The organism is Streptomyces sp. NPDC001744, assembly GCF_042892575.1.
GTDB lineage: Bacteria > Actinomycetota > Actinomycetes > Streptomycetales > Streptomycetaceae > Streptomyces.
In genome coordinates this window covers 130,457-150,368 of the sequence record NZ_JBIAUG010000008.1, presented here as the reverse complement: position 1 = coordinate 150,368, position 19,912 = coordinate 130,457, and the positions used below count along the sequence as shown (strand labels likewise).

The following is a 19,912-nucleotide window of genomic DNA, read 5'->3' as shown; positions in this document are numbered from 1 at the left end:
CGGGCGGTGGTCCGGACAGCCGTACGGCCCCGGTGCGCGCGCACCGGGGCCGTACCCGTTCCCCCGGAGGGGTCACTCGCTCGCGATCGCGTTCAGGACGTTCATCCGGCCCGCCCGGAACGCCGGGACCAGGGCCGCGAGGAGGCCCACGAGGGCCGAGCCGGCGAAGACGGCCAGGATGGTCGGCCAGGGGATGTCCAGGACGCCCAGGCCCTCCAGGGCCAGGAGCTTCTGGGCGGCGGTGCCCCAGCCCATGCCCAGGCCGAGACCGAGGAGGGCGCCGAAGAGGGCGATGACCACGGACTCCAGGCGGATCATGCGGCGGAGCTGGCGGCGGGAGAGGCCGACGGCCCGCATGAGGCCGATCTCCCGGGTGCGCTCGACCACCGACAGGGCCAGGGTGTTCACGACGCCGAGGACCGCGACGACGATCGCCAGGGCGAGGAGCCCGTACACGATGTTGAGCAACTGTCCCACCTGGTCCTGGAGTTCCTCCTTGTAGTCGGCCTGGTTGCTGACCTTGTACTGCGGGTACGGCGCGAGGGCGTCCTTGAGGGCCTGGTAGGCCCGTGCCTCCTGGCCGTCCTTCGCGCCGGCGAAGAGGAGCAGGCTCTGCGGCATCCGGTCGGCGGGCAGGTACCGGGCGGCGGTGGTGACGTTGGTGTACATCACCCCCTTGTCGACGTTGCCGGTGTCGGCCGTGATCGCCGCGACCCTGAGCCTCGCGGGCTTCCCGCCCTCGAAGGCGACGGTCAGGACGTCGCCGACCTTCACGCCGTGCTCGGCGGCGTAGTCGCTGCCGACGGACATGGCGTCCGGCCCGTAGGCGTCCGCGAGGCGCCCGGCGGTGGTCTCCCGGCGCAGGTCCCGCGCGTACGTCGGGTCGGCGGCGGCCAGGCCCTGTTCGGCCTTCTTCCCGCGCGGGTCGGTGACGGTGACGTCGAGCCACCTGTACTCGGTGACGTGGTCGATGCCGGGGACCTTCTCCAGCGCGGCCTGCGCCTGCGGCACGATCGGCTGACCGGTGCCCGACCGGACGATGAAGTCGGCGCCGACCGAGCGGTCCAGCTCCTGCGTGGCGGAGGCGACCATGGAGGAGCCGACCACCGACAGGCAGGCGACGAGCGCGAGGCCGATCATCAGGGCGGCGCCGGTGGCGCCGGTGCGGCGCGGGTTGCGCAGGGCGTTGCGCTCGGCCATCCGGCCGACCGGTCCGAAGGCCCGCAGGACGACGACGCCGAGGACGCGGACCACCCCGCCCGCGAGGAGCGGGCCGACGACGACGAAGCCGAGGAGGGAGAGGACGACGCCGAGGCCGAGCCAGGCGGATCCGGGGGCGGCCTCCTCGGCACGGGCGGCGGCCACGAGGGCGGCGGCTCCGGCGGCCGTGAGGACGAGGCCGAGCACGGCCCGCACCCGGCCGGCCCTGCCGTCGGCGGGGGTGCCCGCGTCGCGGAGGGCGGCCATCGGGGAGATCCGGCCCGCGCGGCGGGCCGGGACGTAGGCGGCGAGGACGGTGACGACGGTGCCGAGGGCGAGACCGGCGACCGGGGTCGTCCACTTCACGGTGAGGTCGCCGGTGGACAGCTCCATGCCCACGGCGGACATCAGCTTCATCAGGCCCACGGCGAGGCCGACGCCGGCGGCGACTCCGGCGACCGACCCGACCAGGCCGAGGAGCAGCGCCTCGATCAGGACGGAACGGTTCACCTGGCGGCGGCTCGACCCGATGGCCCGCATGAGGCCGATCTCCCGGGTGCGCTGGGCGACCAGCATGGAGAAGGTGTTGACGATGAGGAAGACGCCGACGAGGAAGGCGATCCCGGCGAAACCGAGCATCGCGTACCGGATGACGTCGAGGAAGCCCGCCATCTCCTCGCGGCCCGCGTCGGCGGTCTCGGCGGCCGTCTGGAGCTTGTAGCCCTTGCCGAGGGCGGCGGCGAGGTCCGCCTTGAGGGCGTCGTCGCTCACCCCGGGCTTCGCGTCGACCATGATCTGGGTGAAGAGCCCTTCGCGGCCGAGCAGTTCGCGCTGGGCGGTGGCGGTGTCGAAGTAGACGACGGTGGCGCCGGGGTTGGTGACCTTGAAGTCGACGATGCCGGAGATCCGGGCGGTGAAGTCACCGGTGACGGAGATGGTCCGCAGCGCGTCGCCGGGCTTCAGGCCGTGCTTCTCGGCGGTGGCGCCGTCCACGACGACGTCGGTGGGGCCGCGCGGCTCGTGGCCGGACGCCATCTCCACCGAACGCAGCTCGTTCGGCGTCCAGTTGACGGCGATCGTCGGAGCGCCGCCGGTCGGGCCGACGTTCTTGTTCCCCGCGTCCACGACGGTGACGCCCAGCGAGGTGACCGCGCCCTGCGCGGCCTGGACGCCCCCGGTCCTCCTGACCCGTTCGAGGAGGGAGGCGGGAAGGGTCTCGGGCCGGCCGGTCTCCGGCATCCCGGTGTCGGGCCCCGCCCCTCCGGGGCTGACGGTGACGTCGGAGGCGGTGGTGGCGAAGAGCTTGTCGAACGTCGTGTTCATCGTGTCCGTGAACACGAGGGTCCCGGCGGCGAAGGCGACGGAGAGGAGGACGGCGACGGCGGAGAGCGCCATGCGGCCCTTGTGGGCGAGGACGTTGCGCAGCGAGGTCTTGAGGACGGTCACGAGGTCCGCCCTCGCGCGTCGGAGTCGGGGGTCCGGGGGTTCCCCCCGGGAAAGAGGCGCATGCGGTCGAGGACGGCCTCGGCGGTGGGCCGCTCCATCTCGTCCACGATCCGCCCGTCCGCGAGGTAGAGGACGCGGTCGGCGTAGGAGGCGGCGACCGGGTCGTGGGTGACCATGACGATCGTCTGCCCCAGCTCGTCCACCGAGGTGCGCAGGAAGCCCAGGACCTCCGCGCCGGCCCGCGAGTCGAGGTTGCCGGTCGGCTCGTCCCCGAAGATGATCTCGGGCCGGGCGGCGAGCGCGCGGGCCACGGCCACGCGCTGCTGCTGCCCGCCGGAGAGCTGGTTCGGCCGGTGCTTCAGCCGGTCGGACAGGCCGACGGTGTCCACGACCCGGCGCAGCCAGTCGGCGTCCGGCCTGCGGCCGGCGATGTCCATCGGGAGCGTGATGTTCTCGATCGCGCTCAGGGTCGGCAGCAGGTTGAACGCCTGGAAGACGAAGCCGATCCGGTCCCGGCGGAGCTGGGTGAGCTTCTTGTCCTTGAGGCCGGTGATCTCGGTCTCGTCCAGGAAGATCTGCCCGCTGGTCACCGTGTCGAGCCCGGCGAGGCAGTGCATCAGGGTGGACTTGCCGGAGCCCGAGGGCCCCATGATCGCGGTGAACCGCCCTCGGGCGATGTCGACGTCGACGGAGTCGAGCGCGACGACCCGGGTCTCCCCCGTGCCGTACGCCTTGACGACCTGACGCGCCCGCGCGGCGACGGCCGTACTCCCTCCCTTGCCCCCGTGCCGGGGGGTGGTCACAGCCGTGGTCACGTTTCTCTCCTCGGGGAGGCGGTGGGTTTGTAAGTTCAACTTAAGGAACGGGGAAGGGACTTCTCCTCCTCCACCGGTACGAACGGCCCCTGGCCCTTATGGGGGAGGAACCCCTAGGGGCTTCTCCACCCGCAGGGCGAGTGGCACGCTGTCCCGCGAGCATTTAGGTGTACGAAGAAAGGAAATCCGCCGTGTCCGAGCCCTCCACGTCACCGGCCGGAACGCCCCCCGCGGCGTCCGCCGGACCGGCCGCGGCGCCCGGCCGCGCGGAACGCCGGGGACCCGTCGTCGCCGCCCTCATGCTCGGGATGGGGCTCGCCGCCGTCGACGGCACGATCGTCTCCACCGCCGTCCCCCAGATCGTCGGGGACCTCGGCGGACTCGCCGTCTTCTCCTGGCTGTTCTCCGGCTACCTGCTCGCCGTCACCGTCACCCTGCCGGTGTACGGGAAGCTCAGCGACACCTTCGGCCGCAAACCGGTCCTCGTCGCCGGCGTCGTCCTCTTCCTGATCGGCTCCCTGCTGTGCGCGACCGCCTGGAGCATGGCGTCCCTCATCGCCTTCCGGGTCGTCCAGGGCCTCGGCGGCGGCGCCCTCCAGGGCACGATCCAGACGATCGCCGCCGACCTGTACCCGCTGGAGGAGCGCCCGAAGATCCAGGCCAGGCTCTCCTCCGTCTGGGCCGCCTCCTCGGTCGCGGGCCCGGCCGCCGGCGGCCTCCTCGCGGGCTACGCCGACTGGCGCTGGATCTTCCTGATCAACCTGCCCGTCGGCCTGGTCGCCCTGTGGCTGATCCACCGGCACCTGGTGGAACCGGCCCGCACCGCGCCCCGCGCGCGCGTACGGATCGACTGGGCCGGCGCCCTCTGCGTCTTCGCGACCGGCGCCCTGCTCCTCACCGCCCTCGTCCAGGGCGGCGTCGCCTGGCCCTGGCTCTCGGCACCGTCCCTCGCCCTCCTCGGCGGCGCGGTCGCCCTCGGCGCCGTGACCGTCCTCGTGGAACGGCGCGCGGCCGAGCCGATCATCCCCGGCTGGGTCTGGCGCCGCCGCACGATCGCCGCCGTCAACCTGGCCCTGGGCGCCCTCGGCCTGCTCATGGTCGCCCCGACCGTCTTCCTGCCCACGTACGCCCAGACCGTCCTGGGCCTGGGACCGATCGCGGCCGGGTTCGTCCTGTCGGTGATGACCCTGAGCTGGCCCGTCAGCGCGGCGCTCTCGAACCGGGTCTACACCCGCATCGGCTTCCGGCTCACCGCGGTCCTCGGCATCTCCGGCGCGCTCCTCGTCCTGCTCGCCTTCCCCCTGCTGCCGTTCCCCGGGGAACCCTGGCAGCCCGCGCTGCTCATGCTGCTCCTCGGCGCCGCCCTCGGCCTCTTCCAGCTGCCGCTGATCGTCGGCGTCCAGTCGACCGTCCCCTACGGGGAACGGGGCACGACCACCGCGTCCGTCCTCTTCTGCCGCCAGGTCGGCCAGAGCGTCGGCGCGGCCGTCTTCGGCGCGGTCGCCAACGGCGTCCTCGCCGCCCGCCTCGGCCGCGACGGCGACCTGGACGCGCTGACCCGCGCCCTGGACTCCCCCGGGTCCCTGCCGGCCGCGACGGCGGACACGATGCGGCGCGCGGTCGACGCGGCGGTGGACTACGTCCACCTGGGCGCGGCGGCCGCGGCCGCCCTCGCCCTCCTGGTCCTGCTCACCCTCGCGCCCCGCCGCTTCCCGGTGCTGAAGGAGGCGGCGGGGCACGAGGAGTGAGCGCGTACGCGCGCGTACAGGCGAGGGCTGTACTACTCCGCCGAGGCAAGCCCGACGAACCCGGCCCACGCGTCGCGCGAGACCCGGAGGGCCGGCCGGGCCACGTCCTTGGAGTCACGGACGTGCACGGCTCCCGCGCCGGCGGCGACCTCGACGCACTGGCCGCCGTCGCCACCGCTGTAGCTGCTCTTGAACCAGGCGAGGGATTCCGTGGTGTTCATAGCTCTCCCAGCAACTTCTCGATGAACTCAAGCGACTCTCGAGGGGCGAGAGCCTGTGAGCGGATGACCCCATAACGCACGGCGGCTACGGTAGCGTTCTCCGGTTCGTTCACCAGCGTCATCTGGTGCGTCGCCTCGAAGTAGAGGAACTGCTTGCCGTCCTTCCGCGTGGCGATCGTGAAAGGACCGCCCATGCCGGCGTTCTCCTCGCATTCGAGCGGCATGACCTGAATGTCGATGTGCGGCTGTTGCCCGATCAGGAGCAGGTGTTCGAGCTGTCCGCGCAGGACCTGTTTGCCGCCGTACCGCTGCCGCAGCACCGTCTCGTCCAGGACGAAGCTGCTGAGCGGTTCGGGACGCCGACCGAAAACGGCGCTCTGGCGAGCCAGCCGGGACGTCACCCGCCGCTCCACGGTCTCCGAATCCAAGAGGGGACGGCGCATCGCGAACAACGCCCGCATGTACTCCTCGGTCTGCAGCAGACCGCTGACCAGGAACTTGTCGTAATGGAGGAGTTCGATCGCCGTCTTCTCCAGCTCTACCAAGCCCTGGAAGCCTGCCGGATACTGGGCTTTCTCCAACTGCCCCTTCCACACCGAGAGCAGTCCGTCGGCACTCAAGGCGTCATCCGTCTGTTCGACCGTGCGCGATGACGGAATCCTCCGACCCTGTTCGAATGAAGCGATGGTCGAGGCCGAATAACCGAGCCGCCTGCCCAGCTCCTCCCGCTCCAGTCCCGCCCTCGTCCGCAGCGTCTTCAGGGTCTTCCCGAATGCCACCGCGATGCCTTGGCCGGCCCCTGGAAGCGGCGCCGCGCCCGCCCGTTCAGACTGTTCCTCCAACATCCCACCCGCCTCTCACCACTGCCTCGTACCAGTGCCGTTACCGCCACGTACAAGCAAGCGGCGTCGGTGCGTCACCACTGGTCACGCTACGCCACCGGGGGGATCTTGGCAGGCATGACGAGCAACAACGGCAACTCCACGGTCACCACTCAACTCATGGCCGCGTCCCCATACTTGAACAACAGGACTTTCGGCCTGCGTTTCACCTCGACCGCCCGGGGCGCCCGGCTCGCCCGTCGGCTGGTCGCCGTCCGGCTGGACGAGTGGGGCGTCCCCTACGGGACCGGGGCGCACGAGACCGTCGTCCTGGTCGCCGCCGAGCTGACGGCGAACGCGGTGCGGCACGGGCACGTGCCGGGGCGGGACTTCCACCTGCTGCTGCGGGTCGCGGAGCGTCCCCGGCCCGTCGCACGGATCGAGGTGAGCGACACCCGCGCCGAGCGCGTGCCGCCCCGGCCCGGACGGCTCCCCGGCCCCGGTCCGGAACTCGCGGACGGGGGCCGGGGGCTGCTGCTCGTCGACGGACTCGCCGACCGCTGGGGCTGGTGCCCACGACTCGGAGCACCGGGGAAGACGGTGTGGGCGGAGTGCGTCCTCGGCTGAGGAGCCCGAGCCGGAAGACGGCGTTGCGGGAACGTGCACGGACGGCCCGTCGCTCGTACGGGTGACCACGGCCGACCAGCACGGTGATTCCCCGGCCGGCGCACCAGGCTGGGTCCGAGCCGAAGGAGACGACCGATGCCCAAGCCTCCGTCATGCCCGCAGTGCCCCGACAGGCCGATGCTCTGGAAAGACACCACCTGCATGCGTCCGGACGTCCCGGACTCCTGGAGCTGGCGCTGCACCGGCTGCCGAACGAACTGGAGACCCACCCAGGCCCAGGTGGAGGAGTACCCCTATGGGACACCAGCAGGATCAGCGCATCTCCTGCGGACGACAGCTCCCTGATCCCCTTCCGGGGAACCCCGGCAACACGAAGACCTGCTCGGGCCAGAAGAGCGTCATCTACGAATACGACGACAACGGCCAGTGCGTCCGGCAGACCGCGTGGCCGTGCAACTCCTGCGGCAACAGCTGACCGGGGGCCGCCGGTCGTACACGTCCCCGCCCGGACGGCCCCCGGTCCGGGCCCTGAGGGGCCCGGGTCAGAAGACGCTGTTGTAGGACACGTCCTGCGTCAGGGACACCGGCACCCCGCTCTTGAAGGGGGCCGACCAGCTGCCAGTGCCCGCGTAGAAGGTCTCGGCGCCGTTCGAGGCGATCAGGTCGGCGTACCCGTCGCCGTTGGCGTCGCCGACGGCGGTGAGTCCGGTGAAGGAGCCCCACCCGCCGCCCACCCTGGTACGGGCGGCGAAGGTGCCGTCGCCCTTGCCGAGGTAGAGCCAGAGCACACCCGCCTTGTCCCGGGCGAGGAGGTCGCCGGCCGGGCCTCCGGCGAGGTTGCCGGTGGCGGCCAGCTCGTTGTAGATCCCCCAGCCGACGCCGATCTTCCTGCGCGCCTCGAAGGGGGCGGTGGACGAGCCCGTGCCCTTGTAGAGGTACAGGTCGCCCGCCTTGTCGGTGGCGACCAGGTCCGGCCGGCCGTCGCCGGTCAGGTCGCTGCCGCCCGCCAGCCGGTCGTACGCCTGCCAGCCGACGCCGACCTTCGTACGGGCCGCGAGCGGATTGTCCCGGTCGCCGGTGCCCTGGTAGAGCCAGAGGACGCCGTCGCGGTCCCGGGCGACGGCATCGGGTGCGGCCGAGCCCGCGATGTTCCCGGTGGCTTCGATCCGGTCGTAGACGCCCCAGCCGACGCCGGCCCGTGTGCCACCGGCCTCCGCGGGGGAACCGCCCGGAGTGGTGGGCCGCGTGCCGAAGCGCCACAGCGCGCCGCCGGTGTCCCGGACGAAGAGGTCGGCCGTGCCGTCGTCGTCGTAGTCGTGCGGGGCGGCGGGGCGGGTCACGGTGAACCGGCCGGTGGCGACCAGGTCGGGGCCGATGCCCTCGTCCGGGCGGGCGGTGAGCTTCCACTCGTACGCGCCGTTGCGGGCGGGACGGTCCCAGCCCGGGCTCTCCAGGTCCTTGCCGTCCCAGTGCCAGGTGATCCGGCGCGGCATGCCGTCGACGCCGTACGGGACGGACCACCCGTCGTACACGGTCGCCCCGCTGCGGACATGGGTCAGTGTCAGCCACACCTTGCTGTCCGCCCGGGACAGGTCCCAGGCGAAGTCGACCCCTCGCGCGACCTGTTCGCCGGTGAGCGTCTTCGGGGTGGCGGAACCGGTGAGGGCCACGATGGTCGACTGCCCGGTGGACGCGACCGGTTCGACGTCCGGGCGTCCGCCGTCGGCCCGGGGCGAGACCCGGTAGAGGCCCTCCCCGTGCTCGGGGGTGCCGCCGCGCACCAGGAGGCTGCCGCCGGGACCGGGGACGGCGGAGGAGAACGCGGTGAGGAGGACGGCCTCCTCACCCGTCGCGACGGACCGGACGGTGAACGGCCGCTTCGTCGGGTTGTTCCCGCCGTCGACGTAGGTGGACGCCTCGATGGGGACCTTCTGCCCGGACGCCACCCAGCCGCCGACCAGGTACACCGGGTCGGTCAGGTCGGCGTCCGCCGGGAACCACCGCTCGCCGGACTCGCCGCGCCGGTGGGCGACGATCCCGTGGACGGACTCGCTCCCCACCATCCGCGCCTCACGCCAGGCCACGTGCGTGGCCGAGACGGCTCCCGGCCGGGCCCACTGGTCCTGGCTCTGCGTGTACGTGGCCGTGGCCCCCGTCGCCGGGTCGACGAGGACCTTGGCGTTCAGCCCCACCTGGTCGAACTGGCACTCGTAGAGCACGGAAACGCCGTCGGTCCAGCCCTCCTCGCCCTCGTAGCACTCGAATCCGGGCGCTCCAGTCAGATGCCTGGGCTTCGGCGCACCGCCGTCGAGCGTGGCGGCGTACTGCTTGATGGTTTTATCCACCTCGTAGCGCCCGAGAAGCAGGGTGTCGCCGGCCAGGACCTCGAAGAAGTAGCCGCCGCCGAGCGCGTCGAGGTTCACCTCCTGCGGGGCCGGCGGGGCCGTGGCGGGCTTCGACAGGTCGTAGACCCGCAGCACCCGGCCCGCGACCGGGGCGGACCGGTCGACGGTGACGACGAGGTCCGAAGTACCGCCGGCGGAGGCATCGGTGGCCCCGGGCAGCACGACCGAAGAACCGTCCGCGTACCACGTCCAGCGGAACTCGGGCGTGCTGCCGCGCTTCTTCGACAGGAAGCCGCCGGGGCCCGCGCCGACGACGTCCGCGCCGCGCGGGAACGGCACGGTGGTGGTCTGCCGCGGGTCCTCCTGCGCGGCGGCCGGCGCGGCGGCCGCGGCCGGGAGCGCGGTGAGCGTGCCGCCGGTGGCGGCGAGGACGACGGCGACGGTCACGGCTGCGAGACGGCGGCCGCTCATGCGTTCGTTGTTCAAGTGGGCGTTCCCTCCCCTGGGAGACGGGAGGCTACCGGAAGCGCGGCGGTGACCGGTGCGCACCGGTCACCGCCGCGCTTCCCGCCCGTCCTGCGCCTCCTGGGAGGGGACGGGGAGCCGGCCCCCGGGGTCAGCCCTTCCCGTCGGCGCGGGAGCCGCCGTCCTGGGCCTGCTCGGCCTGCTTGGTCCCGTCCGGACCGGGCTCCGCCGCCGGCTCCGGGGCCGACGGCTTCCCCGTCAGCGCCGCCAGCGAGTTGCGGATGTGCTCCATGTGGGAGTGGATCTCGTCCCGCGCCTCCTCGTGCTCCCGCAGGACCCGTTCCGTGGCGCGTTCGATCCGCTCGGCCGCCAGACGGGCCTCGGTGAGCAGCTCCGCCGCCTTCGCCTCCGCGTCCTCCTGGCCGTGCCTGGCCTCCTCCTCGGTCTTCGCCAGGAACCTCCGCGCCTCCGCGAGCCCGCCCTCCGCGCGGGCGAACATCGCCTCGTGCCGCGCCTCCTGCGCGGCCGCACGCGCCTGCTCCTCGTGCTCGGTCTGCTCCCGCAGCTTCTTCTGCCCGGCCCGCTGCTCCGCCAGGAGTTCCGCCGCGCGCCGCTCGGTCTCCTCGAACGCCTCCCGCGCCGCCTCCCGCAGCTCCTCGGCCTCCCGGCGCGCCTCCGCCGCCAGCTTCCCCGCCCGCTCGCGGGCCGACTCCAGGACCGCGCGGGCCCGCGTGTCCGCCGCCTCCCGCACGCCCTCCGCGTACGCCCGCGCCGATTCCGTCGTCTCCCGGGCGGCCGTGTCGGCCGCCTCCGCGAGGGCCTGCGCGTCGGCCTCGGCGGCGCGGACGAGCCTCTCGTCCTCCTGCTCCGCGAGCTCCAGGATCTTCCGCGCCGCCTCGCCCAGCGACTCGTACCGCTGCGGCGGCAGCGCCTCGGCGGTCTCGCGGAGCCGGACGAGCTCCGCCTCCCGTTCCTCCACGAGGGCGGCGAGCCGTTCCACCCGCTCCAGGGCGGCGTCGCGTTCCCCGGAGAGCACGGCGAAGAAGCGGTCGACCTGCTCGGGGCGGTACCCCCGCCCTCGTCCGACAGCGAAACTCATCCCTGATGTCCCTTCCCTGTGGCCCGAACGTCCAGGATGCTTCATAAGAACGGACAAAAGGCACCCAACGTGCACGCACGTCGAGCGCCTTTCATCACATCCTGTTCAATTTCCGTCAGGACGGCCCTACAGCAACCCGTCCCACATCTGCTCCAGCAGGACCGACCACCAGTTCTCCGGCGACGCCAGCGCCGCCGGGTCCAGCATCGCCAGCTGCGCCTGGAAGTCGACCGTCCAACGGCCCGCCTGCTCCGGATTGAGCCCGAACCGCAGCCGCCACATCCGCCCGAGCAGCGCCATCGACCGCGTGAACTCCGGAAGCCCCGTGTTCACGAACTGCGGCGGCACCGACTGCCCGCCCGGACCGGCCTCCACCGGCACCGCCACGATGTGCGCGGTCCCGTACTGGACGCACAGCGCCCGCCCGAAGTCCGAACCGAGCACCAGGTACGAACTCGCGTCCGGCGCCGCCGGCACCTGCCGCTGCGCCGCCAGCTCGGCCAGCGTCGGCACCACCGGCACCGCGGGCTGCGCCCAGAAGAACGGACCGAAGTCCGCCGGGAGCCCCGCCCACACCAGCGTGCGCGCCACCAGCTCCGGCACGCCCTGCCGGGACACCGCCCGCTGGTCGAACCGGAGGATGCCCGGACCGAACGCCCCGGCCAGCTCCTGCGCGACCGCCTCCGGCGGCACCGGCGGCAACGGCTGCACCGGCGGCAGCGGCGCCCGCACCGGAGCGGGCCGCGCCGGACCGTCCGCGACCTGGTGCAGCTCGCCCTGATGGGTCAGGAGCTGCCGCATGCCCTGCTGCCGGCCCGCGTGATCACGCCCGTACGGGGCGATGCTCGTGATCCGCGCCTGCGGCCACGTCTCCCGGATCATCCGCGCGCAGTAGCCGCCCGGCAGCTCGCAGGACTCCAGCTCCGTGTGCAGCTCCAGGACCTGCTGCGGCGGCACGTTCATCGCGCGCAGCTCGTGCAGGATCTGCCACTCCGGGTGCGGGGTGCCCGGCGCCGAACGCCGGATGATCTGCGCCTCGGAACCGTCGGGCGCCCGGTAGCGCAGCACCGCCTGGTAGCCGGGGCCGACCGTCGGCTGCCCGGACGGCTGCTGCGGATACCCGTACGCGGGAGGCACCGGCCCCGGCCCCGGTGCGGGCGGGGGCGTGTGCCCGCCCACCGGCGGCGCCGGGGCGGGCGGGGGCGGCGGACCGGCCGGACCGGACGGGCCGGGGTGCGCCAGCATCGTCGCCGCCTGCGCGATGCCGCCCGGAGGCGTACCGGGCACGCCCGGCGGCGGGGGCGGGGGCGGCGGGGCCCCCGGGCCGGACGGGCCCGGGTGCGCCAGCATCGTCGCCGCGTGGTGCACGGGCTGCGGCGGCGTCACGGGACCCGGCGGGGCGGGCGCGGGCGGCGGGCCGGGCGGCTGGGGCGCGTCGGGACCGAGCTGGGGCACCAGCCGCGTCGGGACGTACGCGCCGGCACCCGAAGCCGGACCCGCCGGACCCGGCGTGCCCGGGATGCCCGGCGGGGGCGGCGGGACGCCCGGACCGCGACCGCTCTCCGGAGGCAGCGGGGCCTTGCCCGTCACGGCGTCCGCGATGTCCTCGGCTCCCGGCGACCGGGGCGCGGGCGGAGGCGGAAGCGGCGGGACGCCCGGAACGGGCGGGGACGGCGCGAAGGAGGAGGCGGGCGGGGACGACAGCGAGTGGTCCGGCACCGGCGGCGCGGCCGGGTCGAGCCGGGGCGCGATGGCGGTCGGGGGCAGCGCGCTGCCCCCCTTCATCAGGGCCGTCGGCGCGTCGGCGCCCACCGACGGCGGCGGGGCGTCCTCGTCGTCCGCACCCGACAACGGCGGCGCGAAGACGGTAGCGGGCAGCGGCACCGCCCCGTCCACGCCACCGGAACTCGCGTTCGCGTCGGCCCACGGACTGTCGGCGGACGCGGGCGGGGGCGGCGGGACGGAGAACGCCGGCGGCGGCACGGGCGCCTCCGCCGGAACCCCGTCCATCGCGGTCGGCTCGTACCCGTCCTCATCGGAAGCAGAAGCAGAAGGGGAAGGGGAAGGGGAAGGGGAAGCAGCACCGGACGCGGGAGCGGACACGGCCCCCGGCACGCCCCCGGGCACCCCCGCCCCGTCCGAAGCCCCCGTCGCGTCGGAGGAAGCGAAGGACCCAGAAGAAGCAGAAGACGCCGAGGACGCCACCGGCTCCACCGCGTCCGACACGTCGTCCACCGCCCCCGACGCGCTCGCGCTCTCCTGCGACGCGTGCGACTCCTCCCTCGGCAGCCCGATCTTGTCCGCCGCGTCCTGCAGCCACTCCGGCGGAGTCAGCAGGAACGACGTCTGGTTCAGATCGATCCGGGCCGCGGGCACCGCCGCCTGGGCCGGCACCTCGTCCGCCGACCCGTACTCCTCCTCGTACCGCCGGATCACCTCACCCACCGGCAGCCCCGGCCACAACGTCGCCTCACCGCTGTCCCGCGCGATCACGAGCCGCTGGCGCCCGCCGTCCGACGTCGGACCGCCCTCGCGGTCCTCCGCCCACACCACGAACCCCAGCCCGAACTCCCGCACCCGCACCTCACGGTGCTGATAGCCCGGCAGATCGCCGTTGATCCACTCCTCGGCGCGCTCCTGCGCCTGTGCGAACGTCACCACAGCCAGCTCACTCCCCCACCGGGACCACGGGCACGGCGCGCGCGAAGCCGCCGTCCACCATCAGGTTCGCCACCGTCTCCAGCTCCGGCGGATTGCCCACGAGCCGCTGGAGGAACGCGTCGAAGTCCGCGCCACAGGGCAGCAGCAACCGCGCCACCCGCTCGTTCACCGTCCAGCCGGCCGCCACCTCACCGGCGTCCCGCGCGTCGTCGTACGCGCAGAACCACACCGAACCCACCGCGTCACCCCGCACCTTCAGGGCGATCAGACCGCCCTGCACGAACGCCACGCCCAGGTAGTCCTTCGTCAGGTGGTCACGGAGGCACTTGTTCACGTAGACGAGATCGTTGACCCCGGCCTCCTCCCGCACCGTGAAGAACGGCTGGTCCACCAGGAGCCCCAGCTCCGCGTCGAGCGCCACCCCCACCGGAGCACACCCGCCCGCCGCCTTCAGGAACGAGCGGTACGCCCCCGGAAGCCGGAAGCCCAGGTCCTCCTCGACCCCCTGGAGCTGCTGCTCCGACACCGCCACGTGCCCCTTCGGCAGCCCGAAGTGCGCCGGCCGCGTCTCCTGGAGCGGACGCGTCCCGCGCTTCCCGTGGTCCACGGCCGCCGTCGCGATCCCGCCGTGGTGCCGCAGCAACGCCTTCACCTCGACCGGCACCAGCTCCATCCGCCGGCCGCCCGCCACGTGGTGCCAGGTCCAGCCGTGCGGCGTCGCCACCGGCGGAATCGTGTCCCACAGCTCATGACCGGTCGCCGCCATCGCCGCGTTCGCCGACACGTAGTCCGTCAGACGCAGCTCGTCGACACCGAAACCCTCCGGCGGATCCGCGATCTCCGCCGCCGCGCGCGCGTACGGCGAGAAATCCGGATACCCGCGCGCGTCCACCCGCACCCCCCGGGGATGCCGGGAAGCACGGACCGGGTCCGGGAAGTGCACGACCTGCCCGGCATAGGCCGCGTTCGGTGGCGCGGTGTCCTGCCCGAGCCGACCTGTCGTCATGGCGGTTGCCCCCTGCATGGCGTCGCTGACTGCTGCTATCGACAGCCGGGGCACTGACCACCGCCGACTGATGCCGCACAGCCTATGCGGTGCCACAAGAGCCCGGACCGGCCCGATCCGGCGGTCACCACCCGTCACGGATCCATGACAGGCGCCCCATGATTCCGACACACCGACGACACGTTCGGCCGCCCCAGCTTCCCCATATGGCTCCCTATTTGGCAGGCTGTCCACGCAACTCGGGGGATTGCAGGAGGGGAAGACCAGCACCATGCGCACAGCGACCACGCCCACACAGGGTGACCCACGCCTCAACTGGAGCAGCAGCGCGGAAGCCACCCGCGCGCCCTCGCTGCTCCACCGCCGCGACGGAATCCTCCCCACCGTCGGAGCGGCACTCTCCGTACGCGGGGAGACACTCACCGGCACCGCGAGCCGCGGCGACCGGCCCCCCGTACTGCACCCCCTCGTCCAGGACTTCCTGGACACCCTCACCGCCGGCCAGCGAGAACGGTTCACCGGACGCTGCCCCGAGGCCATCCTGCTCTCCCGGCACCTCACCGCCGTCGACGGCGGACGCTCCAAGCGCGGCCGCCGCAAACCGCTCACCAACGGCGAGGCCCGCCGCTCCCTCCGCCACGCCAAGCTCACCGCCCGGCACATCCGCGAGGACGGCGACCCCCTGCACGGGAGCTACGCCCCGCCCTGCCGCTCCTGCACGGCGATGCTCGCCCACTTCGGCGTCCGCGCCGTCGACCCCACCACGCCTGTCGAGAACGGCTGACCGCACCCCCATGCCCGACCACCTCAGCACCACCCGCTTCCCGGTCAACGTCGACGCCGCACTCCGCGAGGCCGGCTGGCAGCCCGGCCGCTGGGACATCAAACGCGCCGAAGAGTGGGCCGACGCCCTGCGTGCCCACGTCTCCCCCACCGGGCACCGCCACCACGTCTTCCCCGCCGCCGTCGAGGCGTGGGCCGAGTTCGGCGGCCTGCGGATCACCGCCCCCGGCCACGGCCGGCAGATAGCGCCCGCCGCCGTGCGCTTCGACCCGCTCGCCGGCCTCCACCTCTCCCGCACCCTCGCCGACCTCGGCCGCGCCCTGGAGACGGAACTCGCCCCCCTCGGCGAGGAGGGCGACCACCAGGCCGTCCTGGCGATGGACGCGGAGGGCCGCGTCTACAGCCTCGACCACGCGGGCGACTGGTACCTCGGCAAGGACATCGACGCGGCCCTGTCGACGCTGGTCACGGGGGCGCGGCCGACCCGCCTGACGGCGGGCTGACGGGGGCGCGGCCTCGCGGGGCGTGACCTCGCGGAGTACGGAGCCGTACGGCAGACGGGGTCGCGCGGGGAGCGGAGCCGCACAGGGAGCGAAGTCGCACGGGAGCGGAATCGCGCAGGGAGCGCATCCGCACCGGGGCCGCGCCGGAAGGGCGAGCCGCACCGGCAAGGACTACGAGGCGGCCGCGCCGCCGCCGGAAGCGGCCGGCAGGACCGCCGACACCTTGAAGCCCCCCGCGTCCGTCGGCCCCGACACGAACACCCCGCCCAGCCGGGACACCCGCTCCCGCATCCCCACGAGCCCGTTCCCCCCGCTCGGCAGCCGCACGTCGGCGCCCCCCGCGTCCGACGGACACGGACCGTTCTCCACCTGCATCGCGACCTCCGCCTCCCGGTGGGCCAGACGCACCACGACCCCGGCACCCGCCGCGTGCTTGTGGACGTTGGTCAGCGCCTCCTGCACCACCCGGTACGCCGTCCGCTCCACCTCCGGCGGATACCCGCGCACCTCCCCCGTCACCACGAACTCCACGGCCGTCCCCGCGAGCCGCGACTGCTCGCACAGCGCGTCCAGCGCGTCCAGGCGCGGCCCGTCCTCCGCCGCGGCCTCCGCCGCCGCCGCGGCGGCCCGCCCGACCGCCGCCAGCGGCACCGCCGCCGGACCGGCCGGAACGGCCCCCTCCCTCAGCACGCCCAGCATCTCCCGCAGCTCCGTCAGCGCCTGCCGGCCCATGTCACCGACGAGCGCCGCGTTCCTCACCGCCTTCTGCGGGTCCTTCAGCGCCACCGCCTGGAGCGCCGCCGCGTGCACCACCATCAGCGACACCCGGTGCGCCACCACGTCGTGCATCTCGCGGGCGATCCGCGTCCGCTCCTCCTGCCGCGCCCACTGGGCCCGCTCCTCGGCCCGGTCGGCGAGCAGCGACAACTCCTGCTCCAGACTGTCGGCCCGCTCCCGCAGGCTCTCCATGAGCCGGCGCCGCGCCCCTATGTAGAGGCCGAGGAGGAGCGGAGGCGCGTTGAGCCCGAGGGTCACCAGGAGCGCCGTGACCGGCACGTACCAGCCGGCCGGATCGAAGTCCCCCTGCTCGGCGCCGGCCCCGGCGATGTCCTGCCGCAGCCCGGTCACCGTCACGACGAACACGGCCGTCGTGGACATCCCGGCCAGGAGGGCGGTGACCCGGCGCGGCACGTCGGAGGCGGCGAGCGTGTACAGCCCGACGATCCCCATCAGGAAGCCCATCTCGGCGGGCGCGACGGCGACCGAGACGAGGACGACGGCGACGGGCCTGCGCCGGCGCACGACCAGCACGGAGCCGACGAGCAGCCCGAAGACCACCCCGAGGGGCACGGGCGTCCCCGCCTTCTCCGCGAACCCGACCCCCTCGAGCCCGCACTCCAGCGCGGACACCACGGCGAGTCCGACGTCCAGGACGGCGCCGCGCCGTCTCTCCCACCACCTGCTCCCGACGCCCGTGGCGTCCCGTTCTGCCCCCGTTGCGGTCATGCCCACCACCCTACGGGCGGCCTCCGCCCCGACACGCCCCACGTCAACGCCGTGAACACCAGTCCCTCGAACTGTTGAATCGGCAGGGTTTTCGACCTGGACGTCCGCATTCCGGACGACGGTGTTCGCATGACATCCGCCACGAGCAAGTACGCGGACTTCGAGAACCTGCGTGAGCAGGCGACCGCCCTCCGCCGCGAAGGCCTCAGCCGCCGCCAGATCCGGGACCGCCTCCACGTCGACAACAACGACATCCTCAACCGCCTCCTCGAAGGCGAGCCCCCGCCGGAGTGGACCAGGCGCCCGAACGCCAAGGACGACCTCCGCGCCCGCGCCCGGGAGCTGCGCCTGGAGGGCTGGACGTACGACCGGATCCAGGTCGAACCGGGCTGCTCGAAGAGCTCGATCTCGCTGTGGGTCCGGGACCTGCCGAAGCCGGAACGGAAGCGGACCCCGGAGGAGGCGTCCGAGATCGCCCGGCGGGGGTGGGCGGCGACCCTGCGGCGGCGCGAGGAGGAACGGGAGGCCGCCAAGCGCACGGCCGCCGAGGAGATCGGAGCCCTGTCGGAGCGCGAGCTCTTCCTGCTGGGCGTGGGGCTCTACTGGGCGGAAGGCGCGAAGGACAAGCCGTACGCCCGCCGGGAACGCGTGGTGTTCGTGAACAGCGACCCCGGCATGATCCGGGTCTTCATCGCCTGGCTCGACCTCCTCGGGGTCGAACCCGAGCGCCGCAGGCACTACGTGATGATCCACGAGACCGCGGACGCGACCGGGGCCGAGCGGTATTGGGGTGCGCTCATCGGCGTCGACCCGTCGACCTTCAACAAGGCGACCATCAAGCGCCACAATCCCCGGACCAACCGGAAGAACGTAGACATCGGCTATCACGGCTGCCTCGTGGTCCGGATCCTGGACGGTGCGGACTTGTACCGCCGCGTCGAAGGGTGGTGGAAGGGAATCGTGGCCGAAGCAAAGACGCCTCTCCGGTATGGTCTGACGCACCGGTCCCCCGTGGTGTAACCCGGCAGCACACCAAGTTTTGGTCTTGGCAGGTCAAGGTTCGAATCCTTGCGGGGGAGCAGCAGTAGACAAGACCTCTGTTCGGGTCCTGACCTCCACGGTCAGGACCCGCACTCATGTCCGCCCCCCGACCCCCCGGTATCCTTCGTGCGTCCACCACCCAAAGCCGAAGGGCAATCCCTTGAGCGCCAATCGCCCGGCAGCCGTCGTCGTCCTCGCAGCGGGTGAGGGCACCCGCATGAAGTCGAAGACCCCCAAGGTCCTGCACGAGATCGCCGGGCGTTCGCTCGTCGGGCATGTCGTGTCCGCAGCCCGCGAGTTGGAGCCCGAGCACCTCGTCGTGGTCGTCGGGCACGCCCGGGAGCTGGTGCGGGGTCACCTGGAGGAGCACTACGCCGGGACCCGGACCGCCGTCCAGGAGGAGCAGAAGGGCACCGGGCACGCGGTGCGGACGGCCCTGGAGGAGCTGGGCGAGGCGCCCGGGGGAACCGTCGTGGTCGTCTGCGGCGACACCCCCCTGCTGTCCGGGGAGACCCTGCGCGCCCTGGTGGACGCCCACGCGGCCGACGGGAACGCCGTCACCGTGCTGAGCGCCGAGGTGCCGGACTCCACCGGTTACGGGCGGATCGTGCGGGACGCCTCGGGAGCGGTGACCGAGATCGTCGAGCACAAGGACGCCTCCGAGGCGCAGCGCGCGATCAGGGAGATCAACTCGGGCGTCTTCGCGTTCGACGGGAAGCTGCTCGCCGAGGCGCTGGGCCGGGTGCGGACCGACAACAGCCAGGGCGAGGAGTACCTCACCGACGTGCTGTCGATCCTGCGCGAGGCCGGGCACCGGGTCGGCGCCTCGGTGGCCGCCGACCACCGCGAGATCCTGGGCATCAACAACCGGGTGCAGCTCGCGGAGGCCCGTGGCCTGCTGAACCGCCGGCTCCTGGAGCGGGCCATGCTGGCGGGCGTGACGGTGGTGGACCCCGCGTCGGTGTTCGTGGACGTGACGGTGACGTTCGAGCCGGACGCGGTGGTGCTGCCCGGTACGCAGCTGCTGGGCGCCACCCACGTGGGCGAGGACGCGGTGGTGGGTCCGAACACGCGCCTGAAGGACACCCGGGTCGGCCGGGGCGCCCGGGTGGACAACACGGTGGCGGATTCGGCCACGGTCGGGGACGGCGCCTCGGTGGGTCCGTACGCGTACCTGCGTCCGGGCACGAACCTGGGCGCGAAGGCCAAGGCGGGTACGTACGTCGAGATGAAGAACGCGACGATCGGGGAGGGCACGAAGGTCCCCCACCTGTCGTACGTGGGGGACGCGACGATCGGCGAGTACTCGAACATCGGTGCGGCCAGTGTCTTCGTGAACTACGACGGCGAGGCCAAGCACCACACGACGATCGGGTCCCACTGCAAGACCGGATCGGACAACATGTTTGTGGCTCCGGTCACGATCGGGGACGGCGCCTACACCGCCGCCGGGTCCGTGATCACCAAGGACGTGCCGTCCGGCGCCCTGGCCGTGGCCCGCGGCCAGCAGCGGAATATCGAGGGCTGGGTGGCCCGGAAGCGTCCCGGGAGCGCCGCCGCGCAGGCCGCCCAGGCCGCCTCGGAGGGGTCCGCCGGCGAAAGCTGACCGGAAACGAGTGCGTCGA

General features: G+C 73.2%; 16 protein-coding genes and 1 tRNA gene. 8 read left to right on the top strand and 9 right to left on the bottom strand.

Features of this window, described 5'->3' with window-relative positions:
- Nucleotides 1–72 precede the first annotated feature (72 nt).
- Nucleotides 73–2,646 carry an ABC transporter permease gene (locus tag ACFYZY_RS12575; protein WP_388692705.1) on the bottom strand — a complete coding sequence of 858 codons (2,574 nt, stop codon included), beginning with the start codon at nt 2,644–2,646 and terminating at the stop codon, nt 73–75.
- Nucleotides 2,643–3,461: an ABC transporter ATP-binding protein gene (locus tag ACFYZY_RS12570; protein WP_388692703.1), complete on the bottom strand. Its 819-nt coding sequence runs from the start codon at nt 3,459–3,461 to the stop codon at nt 2,643–2,645. Before ACFYZY_RS12570 ends, ACFYZY_RS12575 begins: the two co-directional genes overlap by 4 nt.
- Before the next feature lie 191 nt (nt 3,462–3,652).
- Between ACFYZY_RS12570 and ACFYZY_RS12565 the strand changes: the two genes are divergently transcribed.
- On the top strand, nt 3,653–5,209 hold the full coding sequence (locus ACFYZY_RS12565) for an MFS transporter (protein ID WP_388692701.1): 1,557 nt from the start codon (nt 3,653–3,655) through the stop codon (nt 5,207–5,209).
- 32 nt (nt 5,210–5,241) lie between these two features.
- On the opposite strand, the gene ACFYZY_RS12560 is transcribed toward ACFYZY_RS12565, so the two are convergent.
- Both ACFYZY_RS12560 and ACFYZY_RS12555 read right to left on the bottom strand, forming a co-directional pair.
- Nucleotides 5,242–5,430, bottom strand: coding sequence for a DUF397 domain-containing protein (locus tag ACFYZY_RS12560; RefSeq protein WP_388692700.1), 189 nt, complete (start codon nt 5,428–5,430; stop codon nt 5,242–5,244).
- Entirely contained in the window at nt 5,427–6,275 is an 849-nt protein-coding gene (locus ACFYZY_RS12555) for a helix-turn-helix domain-containing protein (protein WP_388692698.1), read from the bottom strand. Before ACFYZY_RS12555 ends, ACFYZY_RS12560 begins: the two co-directional genes overlap by 4 nt.
- A gap of 114 nt (nt 6,276–6,389) precedes the next feature.
- On the opposite strand from ACFYZY_RS12555, the gene ACFYZY_RS12550 reads away from it, so the two are divergent.
- Both ACFYZY_RS12550 and ACFYZY_RS12545 read left to right on the top strand, forming a co-directional pair.
- Complete coding sequence (locus ACFYZY_RS12550; RefSeq protein ID WP_388692696.1) at nt 6,390–6,878, top strand: ATP-binding protein; 489 nt, start codon at nt 6,390–6,392, stop codon at nt 6,876–6,878.
- A 295-nt stretch (nt 6,879–7,173) separates the two neighbouring features.
- Entirely contained in the window at nt 7,174–7,353 is a 180-nt protein-coding gene (locus ACFYZY_RS12545; protein ID WP_388692694.1) for a hypothetical protein, read from the top strand.
- Nucleotides 7,354–7,420: 67 nt separating this feature from the next.
- Here ACFYZY_RS12545 and ACFYZY_RS12540 read toward each other — a convergent pair whose 3' ends face one another.
- The 4 genes from ACFYZY_RS12540 to ACFYZY_RS12525 form a co-directional block, all read right to left on the bottom strand.
- On the bottom strand, nt 7,421–9,709 hold the full coding sequence (locus ACFYZY_RS12540; RefSeq protein WP_388692693.1) for an FG-GAP-like repeat-containing protein: 2,289 nt from the start codon (nt 9,707–9,709) through the stop codon (nt 7,421–7,423).
- Nucleotides 9,710–9,839: 130 nt separating this feature from the next.
- Nucleotides 9,840–10,787, bottom strand: a complete 948-nt coding sequence (locus tag ACFYZY_RS12535) for a cellulose-binding protein (RefSeq protein WP_388692691.1) — start codon at nt 10,785–10,787, stop codon at nt 9,840–9,842.
- A gap of 126 nt (nt 10,788–10,913) precedes the next feature.
- Nucleotides 10,914–13,448 (bottom strand): SUKH-4 family immunity protein, encoded by a 2,535-nt coding sequence (locus tag ACFYZY_RS12530; RefSeq protein ID WP_388692689.1) that lies wholly within the window; start codon nt 13,446–13,448, stop codon nt 10,914–10,916.
- Nucleotides 13,449–13,455: 7 nt separating this feature from the next.
- Nucleotides 13,456–14,454: an SMI1/KNR4 family protein gene (locus tag ACFYZY_RS12525; RefSeq protein WP_388692687.1), complete on the bottom strand. Its 999-nt coding sequence runs from the start codon at nt 14,452–14,454 to the stop codon at nt 13,456–13,458.
- A gap of 271 nt (nt 14,455–14,725) precedes the next feature.
- Between ACFYZY_RS12525 and ACFYZY_RS12520 the strand changes: the two genes are divergently transcribed.
- Both ACFYZY_RS12520 and ACFYZY_RS12515 read left to right on the top strand, forming a co-directional pair.
- Nucleotides 14,726–15,238 carry a YwqJ-related putative deaminase gene (locus tag ACFYZY_RS12520; RefSeq protein WP_388692685.1) on the top strand — a complete coding sequence of 171 codons (513 nt, stop codon included), beginning with the start codon at nt 14,726–14,728 and terminating at the stop codon, nt 15,236–15,238.
- Nucleotides 15,239–15,248: 10 nt separating this feature from the next.
- Nucleotides 15,249–15,740 (top strand): SUKH-3 domain-containing protein, encoded by a 492-nt coding sequence (locus ACFYZY_RS12515; RefSeq protein WP_388692683.1) that lies wholly within the window; start codon nt 15,249–15,251, stop codon nt 15,738–15,740.
- 171 nt (nt 15,741–15,911) lie between these two features.
- On the opposite strand, the gene ACFYZY_RS12510 is transcribed toward ACFYZY_RS12515, so the two are convergent.
- Entirely contained in the window at nt 15,912–17,246 is a 1,335-nt protein-coding gene (locus tag ACFYZY_RS12510) for a sensor histidine kinase (RefSeq protein WP_388692681.1), read from the bottom strand.
- A 129-nt stretch (nt 17,247–17,375) separates the two neighbouring features.
- Between ACFYZY_RS12510 and ACFYZY_RS12505 the strand changes: the two genes are divergently transcribed.
- From ACFYZY_RS12505 to glmU, 3 genes are all read left to right on the top strand, one after another.
- Nucleotides 17,376–18,266 (top strand): hypothetical protein, encoded by an 891-nt coding sequence (locus ACFYZY_RS12505; RefSeq protein WP_388692680.1) that lies wholly within the window; start codon nt 17,376–17,378, stop codon nt 18,264–18,266.
- Nucleotides 18,252–18,325, top strand: a tRNA-Gln gene (locus ACFYZY_RS12500). The genes ACFYZY_RS12505 and ACFYZY_RS12500 overlap by 15 nt, the downstream gene beginning before the upstream one ends.
- 122 nt (nt 18,326–18,447) lie before the next feature.
- Nucleotides 18,448–19,893: a bifunctional UDP-N-acetylglucosamine diphosphorylase/glucosamine-1-phosphate N-acetyltransferase GlmU gene (glmU, locus tag ACFYZY_RS12495; protein ID WP_388692678.1), complete on the top strand. Its 1,446-nt coding sequence runs from the start codon at nt 18,448–18,450 to the stop codon at nt 19,891–19,893.
- The last annotated feature ends 19 nt before the right edge of the window (nt 19,894–19,912 follow it).

What these genes read in the sequence shown, in the direction of transcription:
- ACFYZY_RS12515 (WP_388692683.1), top strand. Translation starts at nt 15,249, where the DNA reads ATGCCCGACCACCTCAGCACCACCCGCTTCCCGGTCAACGTCGACGCC.
- ACFYZY_RS12525 (WP_388692687.1), bottom strand. Translation starts at nt 14,454, where the DNA reads ATGACGACAGGTCGGCTCGGGCAGGACACCGCGCCACCGAACGCGGCC.
- ACFYZY_RS12520 (WP_388692685.1), top strand. Translation starts at nt 14,726, where the DNA reads ATGCGCACAGCGACCACGCCCACACAGGGTGACCCACGCCTCAACTGG.
- ACFYZY_RS12535 (WP_388692691.1), bottom strand. Translation starts at nt 10,787, where the DNA reads ATGAGTTTCGCTGTCGGACGAGGGCGGGGGTACCGCCCCGAGCAGGTC.
- ACFYZY_RS12555 (WP_388692698.1), bottom strand. Translation starts at nt 6,275, where the DNA reads ATGTTGGAGGAACAGTCTGAACGGGCGGGCGCGGCGCCGCTTCCAGGG.
- ACFYZY_RS12505 (WP_388692680.1), top strand. Translation starts at nt 17,376, where the DNA reads ATGACATCCGCCACGAGCAAGTACGCGGACTTCGAGAACCTGCGTGAG.
- ACFYZY_RS12510 (WP_388692681.1), bottom strand. Translation starts at nt 17,246, where the DNA reads ATGACCGCAACGGGGGCAGAACGGGACGCCACGGGCGTCGGGAGCAGG.
- ACFYZY_RS12545 (WP_388692694.1), top strand. Translation starts at nt 7,174, where the DNA reads ATGGGACACCAGCAGGATCAGCGCATCTCCTGCGGACGACAGCTCCCT.
- ACFYZY_RS12550 (WP_388692696.1), top strand. Translation starts at nt 6,390, where the DNA reads ATGACGAGCAACAACGGCAACTCCACGGTCACCACTCAACTCATGGCC.
- ACFYZY_RS12560 (WP_388692700.1), bottom strand. Translation starts at nt 5,430, where the DNA reads ATGAACACCACGGAATCCCTCGCCTGGTTCAAGAGCAGCTACAGCGGT.